Origin of the sequence: Streptomyces collinus Tu 365, from assembly GCF_000444875.1 — a bacterium.
Taxonomy (GTDB): domain Bacteria; phylum Actinomycetota; class Actinomycetes; order Streptomycetales; family Streptomycetaceae; genus Streptomyces; species Streptomyces collinus_A.
The window spans coordinates 4,058,548-4,072,211 of sequence record NC_021985.1 but is presented as its reverse complement, the minus strand read 5'-3'; the positions used below and the strand labels follow the sequence as shown (position 1 = coordinate 4,072,211).

Here is a 13,664-nt window from a genome sequence, read left to right as displayed (position 1 = left end):
ATCGTGGACCTCAGCGAGGTCGAGCCCAACGTCCGCCGCGGCGGCGACCTGCGCGCCATGCTCACCCCGGCCACCGTCGGCTCCACGAGCGGCTTCATGGGCGTGGCCATCGTGCAGCCCGGTGACCGCATCGGTGAGCACTACCACCCGTACTCCGAGGAGTTCGTCTACGTCGTCTGCGGGGAGCTGGAGGTGGACCTGGACGGCGAGCCGCACCCGCTGCGGCCCGAGCAGGGCCTGATGATCCCCGCCCACATGCGCCACCGGTTCCGCAACGTGGGCACGGCCGAGGCGCGGATCGTCTTCCACCTCGGGCCGCTGGCCCCACGGCCGCAGTTGGGTCACGTCGACACGGAGGAGACGGAGGTCATCGGCGCCGCCGCGGTGATGACCGAGCCCGCCGAGGCGGGTGCCGCGCACGCGGCCGGCCGGGGCCGGGTTCGGTCATGACCCGGCGCGTGGCGGTCACCGGCATAGGCATCGTTGCTCCGGGCGGCATCGGCGTACCGGCATTCTGGGATCTGCTGGCCGACGGCCGGACCGCGACGCGGGGCATCACCTTCTTCGATCCCACGGGTCTCAGGTCGCGGATAGCCGCCGAGTGCGACTTCGATCCGGCGGCGCACGGCCTGGACGCGGAGCAGGTCGCACGGGCGGACCGGTACATCCAGTTCGCCCTGGTCGCCGGGGACGAGGCGGTCCGGGACTCCGGGCTCGACCTCGCCTCGGAGGACCCCTGGCGGATAGCCGTCTCGCTGGGCACGGCGGTCGGCGGCACGACCCGGCTGGAGCACGACTACGTCCTGGTCAGCCAGGGCGGCCGGCGCTGGGACGTCGATCACCGGGAGGCGGAGGCGCACCTGCACCGGGCGTTCTCGCCGAGCACGGTCGCCTCCGCCGTGGCGGAACGTTTCGGCGCGCAGGGCCCGGTGCAGACCGTCTCCACGGGCTGCACCTCGGGCCTCGACGCGGTCGGGTACGCCTTCCACACGGTGGAGGAGGGCCGGGCCGACATCTGCATAGCCGGGGCCTCCGACTCGCCGATCTCCCCGATCACCATGGCCTGCTTCGACGCGATCAAGGCCACCTCCCCGAACAACGACGACCCCGCACACGCCTCCCGGCCCTTCGACAACAACCGTGACGGCTTCGTCATGGGCGAGGGCGGCGCGGTGCTCGTCCTGGAGGAACTGGAACACGCGCGGGCCCGCGGCGCGCACGTGTACTGCGAACTGGGCGGCTACGCCACCTTCGGCAACGCCTACCACATGACCGGCCTGACCAGCGAGGGCCTGGAGATGGCCCGGGCGATCGACCTGGCACTGGACCACGCCCGGCTCGACCCGACGGCCATCGACTACGTCAACGCGCACGGCTCCGGCACCCGGCAGAACGACCGCCACGAGACGGCGGCCGTGAAGCGGGCGCTCGGCGACCACGCCTACGGCACCCCCATGAGCTCCATCAAGTCGATGGTGGGGCACTCCCTCGGGGCGATCGGGGCGATCGAGGTGGTCGCCTGTGTGCTGGCCCTCGCCAAGCAGGTCGTACCGCCGACCGCGAACTACGAGACCCCCGACCCCGAGTGCGACCTGGACTACGTCCCGCGTGTCGCCCGCGAACGGAAGCTGAACAGCGTCCTGTCCGTGGGCAGCGGGTTCGGCGGTTTCCAGTCCGCGGTGGTCCTGACCCGGACGAGGGAGAGGACACGATGAGCGAACCGCACGACCGGCGCGCGGCCGTCACCGGCATCGGGGTCGTCGCGCCCAACGGCACCAGCACCGACACTTTCTGGAAGGCCACCCAGGAAGGTCTCAGCGTCCTCGGCCCGGTCACCCGCGAGGGCTGCGAGCACCTTCCGCTGAAGGTGGCCGGCGAGGTCCGCGACTTCGATCCGGGCGTGACGATCGAGGAGCGCTTCCTCGTCCAGACCGACCGGTTCACGCACTTCGCGATGGCCGCGGCCGACTTCGCGCTGGACGACGCCCGGCTCGGGCAGGCCGAGACCTCGGCGGAGCCGTACTCCATCGGGGTGGTCACCGCCGCCGGCTCCGGCGGCGGCGCGTTCGGCCAGCGCGAGCTGCAGCAGCTGTGGGGCAAGGGCAGCCGCTTCGTCGGCCCCTACCAGTCCATCGCCTGGTTCTACGCCGCGAGCACCGGGCAGATCTCCATCCGCCGCAAGTTCAAGGGCCCCTGCTCGGTCGTCGCCTCCGACGAGGCCGGCGGTCTGGACGCCCTCGCGCACGCCGCCCGTGCGGTGCGGCGCGGCACCGACGTGATCGTGGCCGGCTCCACCGAGGCACCGCTGGCGCCGTACTCGGTGGTCTGCCAGCTCGGTTACGAGGAACTGAGCCGCGAGACCGACCCGTCCCGCGCCTACCGCCCGTTCACGGACACCGCCTGCGGGTTCGTGCCGGCCGAGGGCGGCGCCATGCTCGTGGTGGAGGCGGAGCGGTCCGCCCGCGAACGCGGTGTGCCGGTCCGGGCCTTCGTCGCGGGACACGCGGCGACGTTCACCGGCGCCTCCCGCTGGGCGGAGTCCCGCGACGGCCTGGCCCAGGCCGTACGGCAGGCCCTGGACGAGGCCGGCTGCGCCCCCGAGGAGATCGACGTGGTCTTCGCCGACGCCCTCGGGGTGCCGGAGGCGGACCGGGCCGAGGCGCTCGCCCTGGCCGACGCCCTCGGCGCGCACGGCGCCCGGGTGCCGGTCACGGCGCCCAAGGCCGGCACCGGCCGGGGCTACTGCGCGGCGCCGGTGCTGGACACCGCGGCGGCCGTGCTCGCGATGGAGCACGGGGTGATCCCGCCGACGCCGAACGTCGTCGACGTCTGCCACGACCTCGACCTCGTCACCGGCCACGCCCGCGTCGCCGAAGTGCGGACGGCGCTGGTCCTCAGCCGCGGACTCATGGGGTCGAACTCGGCGCTGGTGCTGCGGCACGGCGCCACGCAGTGAGCACAGCAAAGGAGGAAAGCGCATGTCCCAGATCACGGTGGAAGAACTCGCCGCGCTGATGAAGAAGGCCGCCGGGGTCACCGTCAGCCCGCAGCAGCTCCAGGAGAGGCCGGACACCGGCTTCGACGTCCTCGGTGTCGACTCGCTGGGCCTGCTCGGCATCGTCGGCGAGCTGGAGAACTCGCACGGCACCCCGATGCCGGTCGACGCGGAGCGCTGCAAGACGCCCCAGCAGTTCCTCAACCTCGTCAACAGCACCCTGATGGCAGGAGCCTGACATGGCAGGACACACCCAGAACGAGATCACGATCGCCGCTCCGCTGGACCTGGTCTGGGACATGACCAACGACCTGGAGAGGTGGCCGCAGCTGTTCAGCGAGTACGCCTCCGTCGAGATCCTCTCCCAGGAGGGGAAGAAGACGACGTTCCGGCTGACCATGCACCCGGACGAGAACGGCACCGTCTGGAGCTGGGTCTCCGAGCGCGAGCCCGACCGCGGCTCGCTCACCGTCCGCGCCCGCCGCGTGGAGACCGGACCGTTCGCCCACATGGACATCCTGTGGCAGTACGAGGAGGTCCCGGCCGGTACCCGCATGGTCTGGACGCAGGACTTCGCGATGAAGCCGGACGCCCCGGTCGACGACGACTGGATGACCGACAACATCAACCGCAACTCCAAGGTCCAGATGGCCCTCATCCGGGACAAGGTCGAGAAGGCCGCCGCCGGACACCGGCCCGCCCCGGCCCTGGCCGACTGAACCGGACCGAGGAGAAAGACGCATGCACCAGGCCCTGATCGTCGCCCGGATGGCCCCGGGCTCCGCCCCGGACATCGCCAAGGTGTTCGCGGAGTCCGACCGCGGGGAGCTGCCGCACCTCGTGGGTGTCGTGCGGCGCAGCCTCTTCCAGTTCGGCGATGTGTACCTGCATCTCATCGAGTCCGAGCGCGAGCCGGGACCGGCCATCGCCAAGGTGACGGAGCACCCCCAGTTCCGGGACGTCAGCGACCGTCTGACGGCGTACGTCAGCGCGTACGACCCGGAGACCTGGCGGTCCCCGAAGGACGCGATGGCACAGCGTTTCTACGTCTGGGAGCGCGACTGAGCCGTACGGCGACTTCCGGACGGCCACCGGCCGCCGGGCCCGCAGCGTCGCGGGCCCGGCGGCCGGTGGCCTGTGCGCGGCTGCGTCACCCGGGCACGTGGCACTCGAACGCGTGCAGGTACGGGTTGACCGGCCGGATCTCGTCCACCAGCAGGCCGGCCGCGCCCAGCCTGCTCACCATGGAGTCGGTGGTGTGCTTGGCCCCGCCGACGTTGAGCAGCAGCAGCAGGTCCATGGCGGTGCTGAAGCGCATCGAGGGGGTGTCGTCCACCAGGTTCTCGATGACGATCACCCGGGTGCCCGGGCCGCCCGCCTCGACGACGTTGCGCAGCGTGCGGGCCGTGCTCTCGTCGTCCCACTCCAGGATGTTCTTGATGACGTAGACGTCGGCCTCGACGGGGATCGCCTCCCGGACGTCGCCGGGCACGATCCGCGCGCGGTCGGCGAGGTCGCCGCCCTCGCGCAGCCGCGGCAGGGCGTTCTCGACCACCCGGGGCAGGTCGAGCAGGGTGCCCTGCATCCGCGGGTACTTGTCGAGCAGGCAGGCCACCACGTGGCCCTGGCCGCCGCCGACGTCGGCGACCGACTTGGCGCCGGACAGGTCGAGCAGCGCCGCCACCTCCCGCGCCGACTGCTCGCTGGAGCGGGTCATCGCGCGGTTGAAGACGTCCGCGGACTCGGGGGCGTCCTCGTTGAGGTAGGTGAAGAACTCCTTGCCGTAGAGGTCCTCCACGACGTTCTTGCCGGTGCGCACGGCCTCGTCGAGGCGGGGCCAGGCGTCCCAGGTCCACGGTTCGGTGCACCACAGGGCGATGGCGCGCAGGCTGTCGGGAGCGTCCTCGCGCAGCTGCCGGGACATGTCGGTGTGCGTGAACGTGCCGTCGGGGCCCTCGGCGAAGACGCCGTAGCAGGACAGGGCCCGCAGCAGCCGGCGCAGCGGCTTCGGCTCGGTCTTCACCGCGGCCGCGAGGTCCTCCACGGCCATCGGGCTGTCGTCGAGGGCGTCGGCGACGCCCAGCCGTGCGGCCGCGCGGACGGCGGCGGAGACGGCCGCGCCGAACACGAGTTCGCGCAGGCGCATGGGAGGCGGTGGGGCTGTTTCAGCGGACGTCATCTGCCGCCCTCTCTCTTTCTTCGGCCTTCGTCGGTCCAGCAGGGGCAGGGGTCGGGCGGTCAGCACAGACCCGCGGGGCGCGAGACCCGGCAGGCGTTGCTCCGGAAGGTGTTGCCCTTGCCCTTGGTCTCCGTGTTCACGAGGTCGGCCGGGGAGTTGCCGTCCAGCCGGTTCGCCTCGACGACGTTCTTGTCGCTGGTCACCCCGACGAAGCTCTTGAAGAGCACGATCCCGCCGGACAGCGGGGACTTGCCCGCGTGGCCGGTGACCAGGTTGCCGGCCACGCGGTTGCTCTCGGTGCCGGTCAGGACGATGCCGGAGCCCTGGAGCGCGGGCAGCCGCTCGGTCTTCGGGCACGACCTGTTGTTCCGCTCGACCCGGTTGGCGATCACGTCCACGTGACCGGCCTTCGGCTTGTTCTCGTCGCCGACGAGGAACACCCCGGCGCAGTTGCCGGTGACGTAGTTCTGGTCGACGGTGACGTTGCGCAGCCGGCGGACGGTCACGCCGATCCGGTTGCCCTCCAGGCGGTTGTGCTCGACCCGCGTGCCCGCGGCGTCGTAGGCGCCCGCCTCCTCCTTGATGGTGTTGGCGAGGAACAGGCCCGCGTCGCCGTTGTCACGCGCGTAGTTGCTCCTGAAGAGGCCGCGCACGGACCGCTCCTGGGCGATGCCCCAGACGCCGTTCTTGTAGGCGTACACCCTGCGGACGGTCATGCCGTCCGTCGCCATGCCGAACACCCCGGTCCGGCTGAAGCCGGTCACGGTCAGGTCGGAGACGGTGACGCCCGCGACGTCCTTGGTCTTGGTGCCCACCACGCAGATGCCGTTGCCGCCCTCCGAGCAGCTCTCGGCGGCCTTGGCGGCCGACGTGGGGGGCTTGGGCGCGGGCTTGGTGCCGACGGGCTTGATCACCGTACGGGGGCCCACGCCGCGCAGCGTCAGGCCGGGAGTGCCGATCTTGACGCTCTCGTGGTAGGTGCCGGCGAGCACGAGCACGGTGTCCCCGGCCCGTGCGGAGTCCACCGCCTTCTGGATCGACTGGCCCGGGTGGACGACCAGCGTCCGGTGGGCGGACGAGGCGGGTGCGGCGCCCACGCCGGCGCCGACGAGGGCGGCGGTGCAGGCGAGATATACGAGGTGACATCTCTTCATATCGCGTACGGTATGACCGAATAATCCCCTTGTTGCCGTATAGGCCGATCGGCGGCGTGTCAGTCGGTGCGGGGCGCCCGTGGGCCGCCGGCCGGTCCCGTCCGCGCCGGCTCCGCCGACCCGGCCCGCGCCGGGTCGGCCGCCGTGCGCGGGCGGCCGACCGCCGACCATACTGGCGGGTGTGAACCGGGACAGGCGCGTGCGTCGTGGGCTCCGGGCGGTCGCGGCCTGGATCCGCAGCGCCCCGGGGACGTACATCTGGCTGCTGATCCTGTTCTTCACCACCGTCGCCCTGCACCACATGTCGCCCGACTTCGAGCAGGACTTCCTGCGGCAGCGCTCCACCAACATCCACGAGCTGTCGCAGAACCCGGTACGGGTGCTGATCACCAGCGCGATGTGGATCGACGGCGGGCGCTGGCTGCCGTACGCGGTGCTGTACACCGTCTTCCACGCCCCGGCCGAACGCTGGCTCGGCACCCTGCGCTGGCTCGCGGTGTGCGTGGCCGCGCACGTGCTCGCCACGCTGATCAGCGAACTGGCCCTGCTGAAGGCGATCCACGACGGCATCGCCCCGCACTCAGCCGTCAACTCCCTCGACATCGGCGTCAGTTACGCGCTGGCCGGCGTCACGGCGGTGCTCACGTACCACATCACGGCGCCCTGGCGGTACGGGTACCTGGCGGTGCTGCTCGCGGTCTACACGGTCCCGCTCGTCACCGGCCGCACCTTCACCGACTTCGGCCACTTCCTGGCCGTTCTCATCGGACTCTGCTGCTATCCGCTGGTCAGAGGCCGCGGAAAAGCATGGAATCCGAAGGAGACACTGACCGCCCTGTGGGTTAACGTCCGCGCATGAGCAGCTCGGCGAGCAGTGCCGTCAACGGCGGCATCTCCTTCTGGTACGCGGACGACGGTCTCCCGGTGGCGCGGGAGCCGCTGGCCGGGGACGCGACCGCGGACGTCGTCATCGTCGGCGGCGGCTACACGGGACTGTGGACCGCGTACTACCTGAAGAAGGCCGCCCCCTTCCTGCGGATCACCGTCCTGGAGCAGAAGTTCTGCGGCTACGGCGCCTCCGGCCGCAACGGCGGCTGGCTGTACAACGGCGTCGCGGGCCGCGACCGGTACGCGAAACTGCACGGGCACGAGGCCGCCGTACGCCTGCAGAAGGCCATGAACGACACCGTCGCCGAGGTCGTCGCCGTGGCGGAGGCGGAGGGCATCGACGCCGACGTGCACCGCGGCGGGGTGCTGGAGGTGGCCACCACCCCGGCTCAGCTGGCCCGGCTGAAGGCGTTCCACGAGCACGAGCTGTCCTACGGCGAGAAGGACCGCGAGCTGTACGGCGCCCGGGAGACCGCCGAGCGGATCAGGGTGGCCGGCGCGGTGGGCTCCGCCTGGACCCCGCACGGCGCCCGGCTGCACCCGGTGAAGCTGGTCAAGGGCCTCGCGGCGGCCGTCGAGGCGCTCGGTGTGACCCTGCACGAGTCGACGCCGGTCACCGAGATCCGCCCCCGGCACGCCGTGACCCCCTACGGCACCGTCCGCGCCCCCTACATCCTGCGCTGCACCGAGGGCTTCACGGCCTCCCTCAAGGGCCAGCGGCGCACCTGGCTGCCGATGAACTCCTCGATGATCGCCACCGAACCGCTCACCGAGGAGCAGTGGGCGGCCGTCGGCTGGGACGGCCGGGAGACGCTCGGCGACATGGCGCACGCCTACATGTACGCGCAGCGCACCGCCGACGGGCGGATCGCGCTGGGCGGGCGCGGGGTGCCGTACCGCTTCGGCTCGCGCACCGACAACGACGGGCGTACCCAGCCGGAGACCGTCGAGGCCCTGCGGGAGATCCTGACCCGCTTCTTCCCCGCCCTGGCCGGCGTGCGGGTCGCGCACGCCTGGTCCGGCGTCCTCGGCGTCCCGCGCGACTGGTGCGCCACCGTGACCCTCGACCGGACCACCGGACTCGGCTGGGCGGGCGGGTACGTCGGGTCCGGCGTCGCCACCACCAACCTGGCCGCCCGTACCCTGCGCGACCTCGTCCAGCAGGACTCGGGCCAGGGCGGTCGCACCGGGCTGACGGATCTGCCCTGGGTGAACCACAAGGTCCGCCGGTGGGAGCCGGAGCCGCTGCGCTGGCTGGGCGTCCAGGGCATGTACGCCACGTACCGCGCCGCCGACCGGCGCGAACTGCTCCACCCGAGCGCGCGGTCCTCGCGGCTGGCCCGGGCCGCGGACCGGGTGGCGGGCCGGCACTGACGCCGACCGGGTGACGGGAGGAGGGCGGCCGCTGGTTACCCTCCCCTCATGATTCGCTCCGCGACCCCCGCCGACGTCCCCGTCATCCACGCCCTGATCCGCGAGCTGGCCGAGTACGAGAAAGCGCCGCAGGAGGCACGGGCGAGCGAGGAGCAGCTGCGCGAGGCGCTGTTCGGCGAGCGGCCGGCGGCGTTCGCGCACATCGCCGAGGACGAGACCACCGGGGAGCCCGTCGGCTTCGCCCTGTGGTTCCTGAACTTCTCCACCTGGCGCGGGGTGCACGGCATCTACCTGGAGGACCTGTACGTCCGCCCCTCCGTGCGCGGCGGCGGCCACGGCCGGGCCCTGCTGACCGAACTGGCCCGCATCTGTGTGAGCCGCGGCTACGAGCGCCTGGAGTGGTCGGTCCTGAACTGGAACCGCCCCGCGATCGGCTTCTACGAGGCACTCGGCGCCCGCCCGCAGGACGAGTGGACGGTGTACCGCCTGACGGACGACGCCCTGGCCGAGCTGGGCCGCGCGGCCGGCTGACGGCCGCGGCCGACGGCTCCCGGCCGCGGGAGCCGCGGGGAGTCCGCCGGGGGACCGCCGAGGGACCGCCGGCGATCAGACCACCGGCTCCGCGACCGGGGTCTCGGTGGGGGCGCCGTGGCCGGGAGCCCTGGCGGTGACCATCACGCCCGCCACCAGGCCGGCCAGCAGCATCACACCCGCCGCCCACCAGATGGCGACCGTGTAGCCGTGCACCACGCCGGCCGGGATCACCGCGGCCTTCTCGGCCGGACTGTGCAGATGGGCGGCGACGTAGGCGGCGCTGCTGGTGGTGGCGATGGTGTTGAGCAGCGCCGTGCCGATGGAGCCGCCCACCTGCTGGGCGGTGTTGACGGTCGCCGACGTGACCCCCGCGTCGCGCGGGGCGACGCCCGCGGTGGCGGTGGCGAACACCGGCATGAAGGTCAGGCCCATGCCGAGGCCCATCAGCAGCAGGGCGGGCAGGATCTCGCCGCCGTAGGAGGAGTCGACCGTCATCCGGGTCAGGAGCAGCAGCCCGGACGCGGCCAGCAGCATGCCGGGCACCATGAGCACGCGCGGGGCCACCCGGTGCAGCAGCCGGGCCGAGATCTGGGTGGAGCCGATGATGATCGCGGCGGTCAGCGGCAGGAACGCAAGGCCCGCCCGCACCGGCGAGTAGCCGAGGATGACCTGCAGGTAGTAGGTCATGAACAGGAACAGCCCGAACATGCCGATCACGGCGAGCATCATGGTCAGGAAGCAGCCCGCGCGGTTGCGGTCACGGACGATGTGCAGCGGCAGCAGCGGGCTCGGGGCGCGGTTCTGCCACCACACGAAGCCGACGAGCAGCGCGACACCGACCGCGAACAGGGCGATCACCAGCGGGTCGGTCCAGCCACGCGGCTCGGCCTCGCTGAAGCCGTAGACGATCGCGACCAGTCCGCCGCAGCCGAGCACCGCGCCGGGCACGTCGAGGCGGACGTCGCCGTGGCCGGGGCGGTCGTGCAGCAGGGTGAGGGCGCCGAGCACCGCGACGACGGCGATGGGCACGTTGACGTACAGGCACCAGCGCCAGTTGAGGTACTCGGTGAGCAGGCCGCCGACGATGAACCCGATGGCCGAGCCGCTGCCGGCCAGCGCGCCGTAGATGCCGAACGCCTTCCCGCGCTCGCGGACGTCGGTGAACGTCGTGGTCAGCAGGCTCAGCGCGGAGGGCGCGAGGACGGCCGCGAAGGCGCCCTGCAGGGCCCGGGCGCCGAACAGCATGGCGGAGCTGGTCGCCGCGCCGCCGAGCGCGGAGGCGGCCGCGAAGCCGATCAGGCCGACGACGAAGGTCTTCTTGCGGCCGGCGAGGTCGGCGATCCGGCCGCCGAGCAGGAGCAGCCCGCCGAAGGCGAGGGTGTAGGCGGTGATGACCCACTGCCGGTTGCCGTCGGACATGTTCAGGGCGCGCTGCGCCGAGGGGAGCGCGATGTTCACGATCGTCGCGTCCAGGACCACCATCAGCTGCGCGAGGGCGATGACGACCAGCGCCCACCAGCGATGGGGATCGGCTTCCACGGTCCTGGCCGCGGTCGGCGCGGGTTCACCCTTTCGGCCGATGCTCATCTGGCCAGAAGACCATGAATCGTGATGTATCGCATCCGGGTGTGCGGGGTTGCGGCGTTCGTCGTGCATGACGGGAGCACCACCTTCAGGCGTGTTCGATGTCGAGGGCGGGACGCCCGGTGACCGGTGACGGCGCGGTGACCGCGCTGTTCCCTTGACGACGGGGGCCCCGGGGAATGTGACATCGGCCCGGGGCGCCGCCGGTCCCCGCGGGCCGGGCGGATTGTCAGTGGCGCGGTGCAGCATGGGGGCCATGGCGAGGACAACGACGGGCACGGGCCCGGGCAGGACCGGGACGAAGAGCGCGCGCCGGCCGGAGGTGCGGCTGCCACCGCTGGAGCCCTGGGCGGGCGGCGCGCTGGAGCCGGACGGCGACTACGACGGGCTGGAGTTCCGGGACGCCGACCTGTCCGGGCAGGACGGGGCGGGCGCCCGCTTCATGGACTGCGCGCTCACCGGCTGCGCGGTGGACGAGGCGGCGCTGCCCCGGGCCCGGGTGCTGGACTCGGTCCTCACCGGCCTGCGCGGGGTCGGCACGAACCTGGCCGAGTCCACCTGGCGCGACGTCGAGCTGCGCGACCCCCGCCTGGGCGGCACCCAGCTGCACGGAGCCGTCATGGAGCGGGTCGTGGTCCGGGGCGGCAAGATCGACTTCCTGAACCTGCGCGAGGCCCGGCTCAAGGACGTCGTCTTCGAGTCCTGCGTCCTGGTCGAGCCCGACTTCGCCGGGGCCCGGCTGGAGCGGGTGGAGTTCGTGGACTGCGCGCTCAGGGAGGCCGACTTCGGCAACGTGACGCTGAAGGACGTCGACCTGCGCGGGGCCGCTCCGCTGGAGATCACCCGGGGCCTGGACCGGCTGTCCGGAGCGGTGATCAGCACGGGTCAGCTGCTGGACCTGGCCCCTGTGCTGGCGGCGGAGCTGGGCATCCGCGTGGAGGGCTGAGCGCGAGGGGCGTGCGCAGAGGCGCGGGTCAGGAGACCCGGGGGAAGCGTGCCTGGAGGGTCCAGACCGCCGGGTTCTCCGCCAGGTCCTCGTGCAGATCGGTCAGGTCGGCGATCAGGTCGTGGAGGAAGTCCCGCGCCTCACGCCGGAGTTCGGCGTGGGAGAAGGTGAGCGGGGCCTCCTCGGCCGGCATCCAGTCGGCCTCGATGTCCACCCAGCCGAAGCGGCGCTCGAAGAGCATCCGGTCGGTGGACTCGGTGAAGTCGAGCTCCGCCCGCTGCGGGCGCGAGGCACGGGAGCCCATCGGGTCCCGGTCCAGCCGCTCGGCGATGTCGCACAGCGCCCACGCGAAGTCCAGCACCGGCACCCATCCCCAGGCTGTGGACAGCTCCCGGTCCGCCTTGGTGTCCGCGAGGTAGACGTCCCCGCAGAACAGGTCGTGCCGCAGCGCGTGGACGTCCGCGCGGCGGTAGTCGGTCTGCGGCGGGTCCGGGAAGCGGTTGGAGAGGGCGTAGCCGATGTCGAGCACGGGAGAGATGGTGTCACGCCCGCGCCCCGCACCGGGCCCCGGCCGGTTCCCCGACCTAGGATCACTGACATGTCCAGATCCGCGCGCCTCGTCCCGGCCGCCGCCGCGCTGTGCGCCCTCGCCCTCACCGGCACCGGGTGCGACCGCGGCGTGCACGGCACCCCGGGCGGCCACGGCGTGCGCGACCCCTACTTCCCGAGGGCCGGCAACGGCGGCTACGACGTCACCCACTACGGCCTCACCCTCGACTACACGCCGGACGGCCGCCATCTGACCGGCACGGCGGTGATCACGGCCCGCGCCACCCAGGACCTGACCGCCTTCGACCTCGACCTCGACGGGCTGGACGTCGCCTCGGTCACCGTCGACGGCAGGGACGCCCGCTGGAACCGGGCCGGCCAGGAACTCACCGTCCGCCCCCACGACGACCTCCGACGGGGCCGGACCTTCCGCACCACCGTCCGCTACTCGGGCACCCCGCGGACCCTCACCGACCCCGACGGTTCCGAGGAGGGCTGGCTGCCCACCGCCGACGGCGCGCTCGGCCTGGGCGAGCCGGTCGGCTCCATGGCCTGGTTCCCCGGCGACCACCACCCCTCGGACAAGGCGGCCTACGACATCACGGTCACCGTCCCGCAGGGCCTCCAGGCGGTCTCCAACGGGGAGCTCACGAGCCGGCGCACCCACGGCGGGCGGACCACCTACGCCTGGCACATGGCCCAGCCCATGGCGAGCTACCTCGCCACGGTCGCCGTCGGCCGCTTCGTCATCACCCGCACCACGGGACCGCACGGCCTGCCGGTCCTCACCGCCGTCGACCCCACCCAGGTCCGGGCGAGCGCGGGGGTGCTGGCGAAGCTGCCCGGGATCATCGCGTGGGAGGAGCGGAACTTCGGCCCGTACCCGTTCTCCTCCACCGGGGCGATCGTCGACCGCCCGGACGACGCCGGCTACGCGCTGGAGACCCAGACCCGCCCCGTCTTCCCCGGCGCCCCCGCCACCTCCACCCTCGTGCACGAGCTCGCCCACGAGTGGTACGGCGACTCGGTCACCCCCGCGAGCTGGCAGGACATGTGGCTCAACGAGGGCTTCGCCACCTACGCGGAGTGGCTCTACGAGGAGGACCACGGCGGCCCGAGCGCACAGCGGACCTTCGACGACCTGTACGCGGCGGACGACAAGGAGGTGTGGTCCTTCCCGCCGGCGAAGCCCTCCGACGCCGCGCACATCTCCGCCGCCCCCGTCTACCAGCGCGGCGCGGCGGTCCTGCAGAAGATCCGCCAGAAGGTCGGCGACGACACCTTCCACGCCGTCCTGCGGGGCTGGGCCGCCGCCCACCGCCACGGCACCGCGAGCACCGCCGACTTCACCGCGTACGTCGAGAAGCGGGCGCCGGGCGAGGACTTCTCCGGGATCTGGCGGGACTGGCTGTACGGAGACGGCCGGCCGGACCGCCCGTGACGGGTGGCCCGGCCGTGGAA

15 protein-coding genes are annotated in these 13,664 nt (G+C 72.5%); 11 read left to right on the top strand and 4 right to left on the bottom strand.

Going from position 1 to position 13,664, the window contains the following annotated elements:
* Positions 1 to 3 precede the first annotated feature (3 nt).
* The 6 genes from B446_RS17640 to B446_RS17615 are packed head-to-tail and all read left to right on the top strand — an operon-like array spanning position 4 to position 4,060.
* Positions 4 to 450 (top strand): cupin domain-containing protein, encoded by a 447-nt coding sequence (locus tag B446_RS17640; RefSeq protein ID WP_043478500.1) that lies wholly within the window; start codon positions 4 to 6, stop codon positions 448 to 450.
* Complete coding sequence (locus B446_RS17635; RefSeq protein WP_043475893.1) at positions 447 to 1,715, top strand: beta-ketoacyl-[acyl-carrier-protein] synthase family protein; 1,269 nt, start codon at positions 447 to 449, stop codon at positions 1,713 to 1,715. The genes B446_RS17640 and B446_RS17635 overlap by 4 nt, the downstream gene beginning before the upstream one ends.
* The gene (locus B446_RS17630; RefSeq protein WP_020940810.1) at positions 1,712 to 2,956 is read left to right on the top strand and encodes a beta-ketoacyl synthase N-terminal-like domain-containing protein; all 1,245 of its coding nucleotides are present in this window, start codon (positions 1,712 to 1,714) and stop codon (positions 2,954 to 2,956) included. The genes B446_RS17635 and B446_RS17630 overlap by 4 nt, the downstream gene beginning before the upstream one ends.
* Before the next feature lie 22 nt (positions 2,957 to 2,978).
* Entirely contained in the window at positions 2,979 to 3,233 is a 255-nt protein-coding gene (locus B446_RS17625) for an acyl carrier protein (RefSeq protein WP_020940809.1), read from the top strand.
* Position 3,234: 1 nt separating this feature from the next.
* Positions 3,235 to 3,714 carry an SRPBCC family protein gene (locus B446_RS17620; protein WP_020940808.1) on the top strand — a complete coding sequence of 160 codons (480 nt, stop codon included), beginning with the start codon at positions 3,235 to 3,237 and terminating at the stop codon, positions 3,712 to 3,714.
* 22 nt (positions 3,715 to 3,736) lie between these two features.
* The gene (locus B446_RS17615) at positions 3,737 to 4,060 is read left to right on the top strand and encodes a TcmI family type II polyketide cyclase (protein WP_020940807.1); all 324 of its coding nucleotides are present in this window, start codon (positions 3,737 to 3,739) and stop codon (positions 4,058 to 4,060) included.
* 85 nt (positions 4,061 to 4,145) lie between these two features.
* On the opposite strand, the gene B446_RS17610 is transcribed toward B446_RS17615, so the two are convergent.
* A complete protein-coding gene (locus B446_RS17610) occupies positions 4,146 to 5,174 on the bottom strand; it encodes a methyltransferase (RefSeq protein ID WP_043475889.1) in 1,029 nt (342 codons plus the stop codon).
* A 59-nt stretch (positions 5,175 to 5,233) separates the two neighbouring features.
* Positions 5,234 to 6,328, bottom strand: a complete 1,095-nt coding sequence (locus tag B446_RS17605) for a right-handed parallel beta-helix repeat-containing protein (RefSeq protein WP_020940805.1) — start codon at positions 6,326 to 6,328, stop codon at positions 5,234 to 5,236.
* Positions 6,329 to 6,527: 199 nt separating this feature from the next.
* Here B446_RS17605 and B446_RS17600 point away from each other — a divergent pair, with 199 nt between their 5' ends.
* The 3 genes from B446_RS17600 to B446_RS17590 are packed head-to-tail and all read left to right on the top strand — an operon-like array spanning position 6,528 to position 9,121.
* Positions 6,528 to 7,187 carry a rhomboid-like protein gene (locus tag B446_RS17600; protein ID WP_234967507.1) on the top strand — a complete coding sequence of 220 codons (660 nt, stop codon included), beginning with the start codon at positions 6,528 to 6,530 and terminating at the stop codon, positions 7,185 to 7,187.
* On the top strand, positions 7,184 to 8,590 hold the full coding sequence (locus tag B446_RS17595) for an NAD(P)/FAD-dependent oxidoreductase (protein WP_020940803.1): 1,407 nt from the start codon (positions 7,184 to 7,186) through the stop codon (positions 8,588 to 8,590). Before B446_RS17600 ends, B446_RS17595 begins: the two co-directional genes overlap by 4 nt.
* A 48-nt stretch (positions 8,591 to 8,638) precedes the next feature.
* Positions 8,639 to 9,121 carry a GNAT family N-acetyltransferase gene (locus B446_RS17590; RefSeq protein WP_020940802.1) on the top strand — a complete coding sequence of 161 codons (483 nt, stop codon included), beginning with the start codon at positions 8,639 to 8,641 and terminating at the stop codon, positions 9,119 to 9,121.
* Between the two features lie 75 nt (positions 9,122 to 9,196).
* On the opposite strand, the gene B446_RS17585 is transcribed toward B446_RS17590, so the two are convergent.
* On the bottom strand, positions 9,197 to 10,711 hold the full coding sequence (locus B446_RS17585; RefSeq protein ID WP_020940801.1) for an MFS transporter: 1,515 nt from the start codon (positions 10,709 to 10,711) through the stop codon (positions 9,197 to 9,199).
* Between the two features lie 253 nt (positions 10,712 to 10,964).
* Between B446_RS17585 and B446_RS17580 the strand changes: the two genes are divergently transcribed.
* Positions 10,965 to 11,654 (top strand): pentapeptide repeat-containing protein, encoded by a 690-nt coding sequence (locus tag B446_RS17580; RefSeq protein WP_052352160.1) that lies wholly within the window; start codon positions 10,965 to 10,967, stop codon positions 11,652 to 11,654.
* A 28-nt stretch (positions 11,655 to 11,682) separates the two neighbouring features.
* Here the strand turns inward: B446_RS17580 and B446_RS17575 are convergent, their stop codons facing one another.
* Positions 11,683 to 12,183 carry a hypothetical protein gene (locus B446_RS17575; protein WP_020940799.1) on the bottom strand — a complete coding sequence of 167 codons (501 nt, stop codon included), beginning with the start codon at positions 12,181 to 12,183 and terminating at the stop codon, positions 11,683 to 11,685.
* A 69-nt stretch (positions 12,184 to 12,252) separates the two neighbouring features.
* Between B446_RS17575 and B446_RS17570 the strand changes: the two genes are divergently transcribed.
* Positions 12,253 to 13,644 (top strand): M1 family metallopeptidase, encoded by a 1,392-nt coding sequence (locus B446_RS17570; protein ID WP_020940798.1) that lies wholly within the window; start codon positions 12,253 to 12,255, stop codon positions 13,642 to 13,644.
* The last annotated feature ends 20 nt before the right edge of the window (positions 13,645 to 13,664 follow it).

Excerpts from the sequence above, each read along its gene's own strand:
- B446_RS17610 (WP_043475889.1), bottom strand. The coding sequence starts at position 5,174 with ATGACGTCCGCTGAAACAGCCCCACCGCCTCCCATGCGCCTGCGCGAA.
- B446_RS17585 (WP_020940801.1), bottom strand. The coding sequence starts at position 10,711 with ATGAGCATCGGCCGAAAGGGTGAACCCGCGCCGACCGCGGCCAGGACC.
- B446_RS17630 (WP_020940810.1), top strand. The coding sequence starts at position 1,712 with ATGAGCGAACCGCACGACCGGCGCGCGGCCGTCACCGGCATCGGGGTC.
- B446_RS17605 (WP_020940805.1), bottom strand. The coding sequence starts at position 6,328 with ATGAAGAGATGTCACCTCGTATATCTCGCCTGCACCGCCGCCCTCGTC.
- B446_RS17580 (WP_052352160.1), top strand. The coding sequence starts at position 10,965 with ATGGCGAGGACAACGACGGGCACGGGCCCGGGCAGGACCGGGACGAAG.
- B446_RS17615 (WP_020940807.1), top strand. The coding sequence starts at position 3,737 with ATGCACCAGGCCCTGATCGTCGCCCGGATGGCCCCGGGCTCCGCCCCG.
- B446_RS17570 (WP_020940798.1), top strand. The coding sequence starts at position 12,253 with ATGTCCAGATCCGCGCGCCTCGTCCCGGCCGCCGCCGCGCTGTGCGCC.
- B446_RS17625 (WP_020940809.1), top strand. The coding sequence starts at position 2,979 with ATGTCCCAGATCACGGTGGAAGAACTCGCCGCGCTGATGAAGAAGGCC.
- B446_RS17590 (WP_020940802.1), top strand. The coding sequence starts at position 8,639 with ATGATTCGCTCCGCGACCCCCGCCGACGTCCCCGTCATCCACGCCCTG.
- B446_RS17635 (WP_043475893.1), top strand. The coding sequence starts at position 447 with ATGACCCGGCGCGTGGCGGTCACCGGCATAGGCATCGTTGCTCCGGGC.
- B446_RS17620 (WP_020940808.1), top strand. The coding sequence starts at position 3,235 with ATGGCAGGACACACCCAGAACGAGATCACGATCGCCGCTCCGCTGGAC.
- B446_RS17595 (WP_020940803.1), top strand. The coding sequence starts at position 7,184 with ATGAGCAGCTCGGCGAGCAGTGCCGTCAACGGCGGCATCTCCTTCTGG.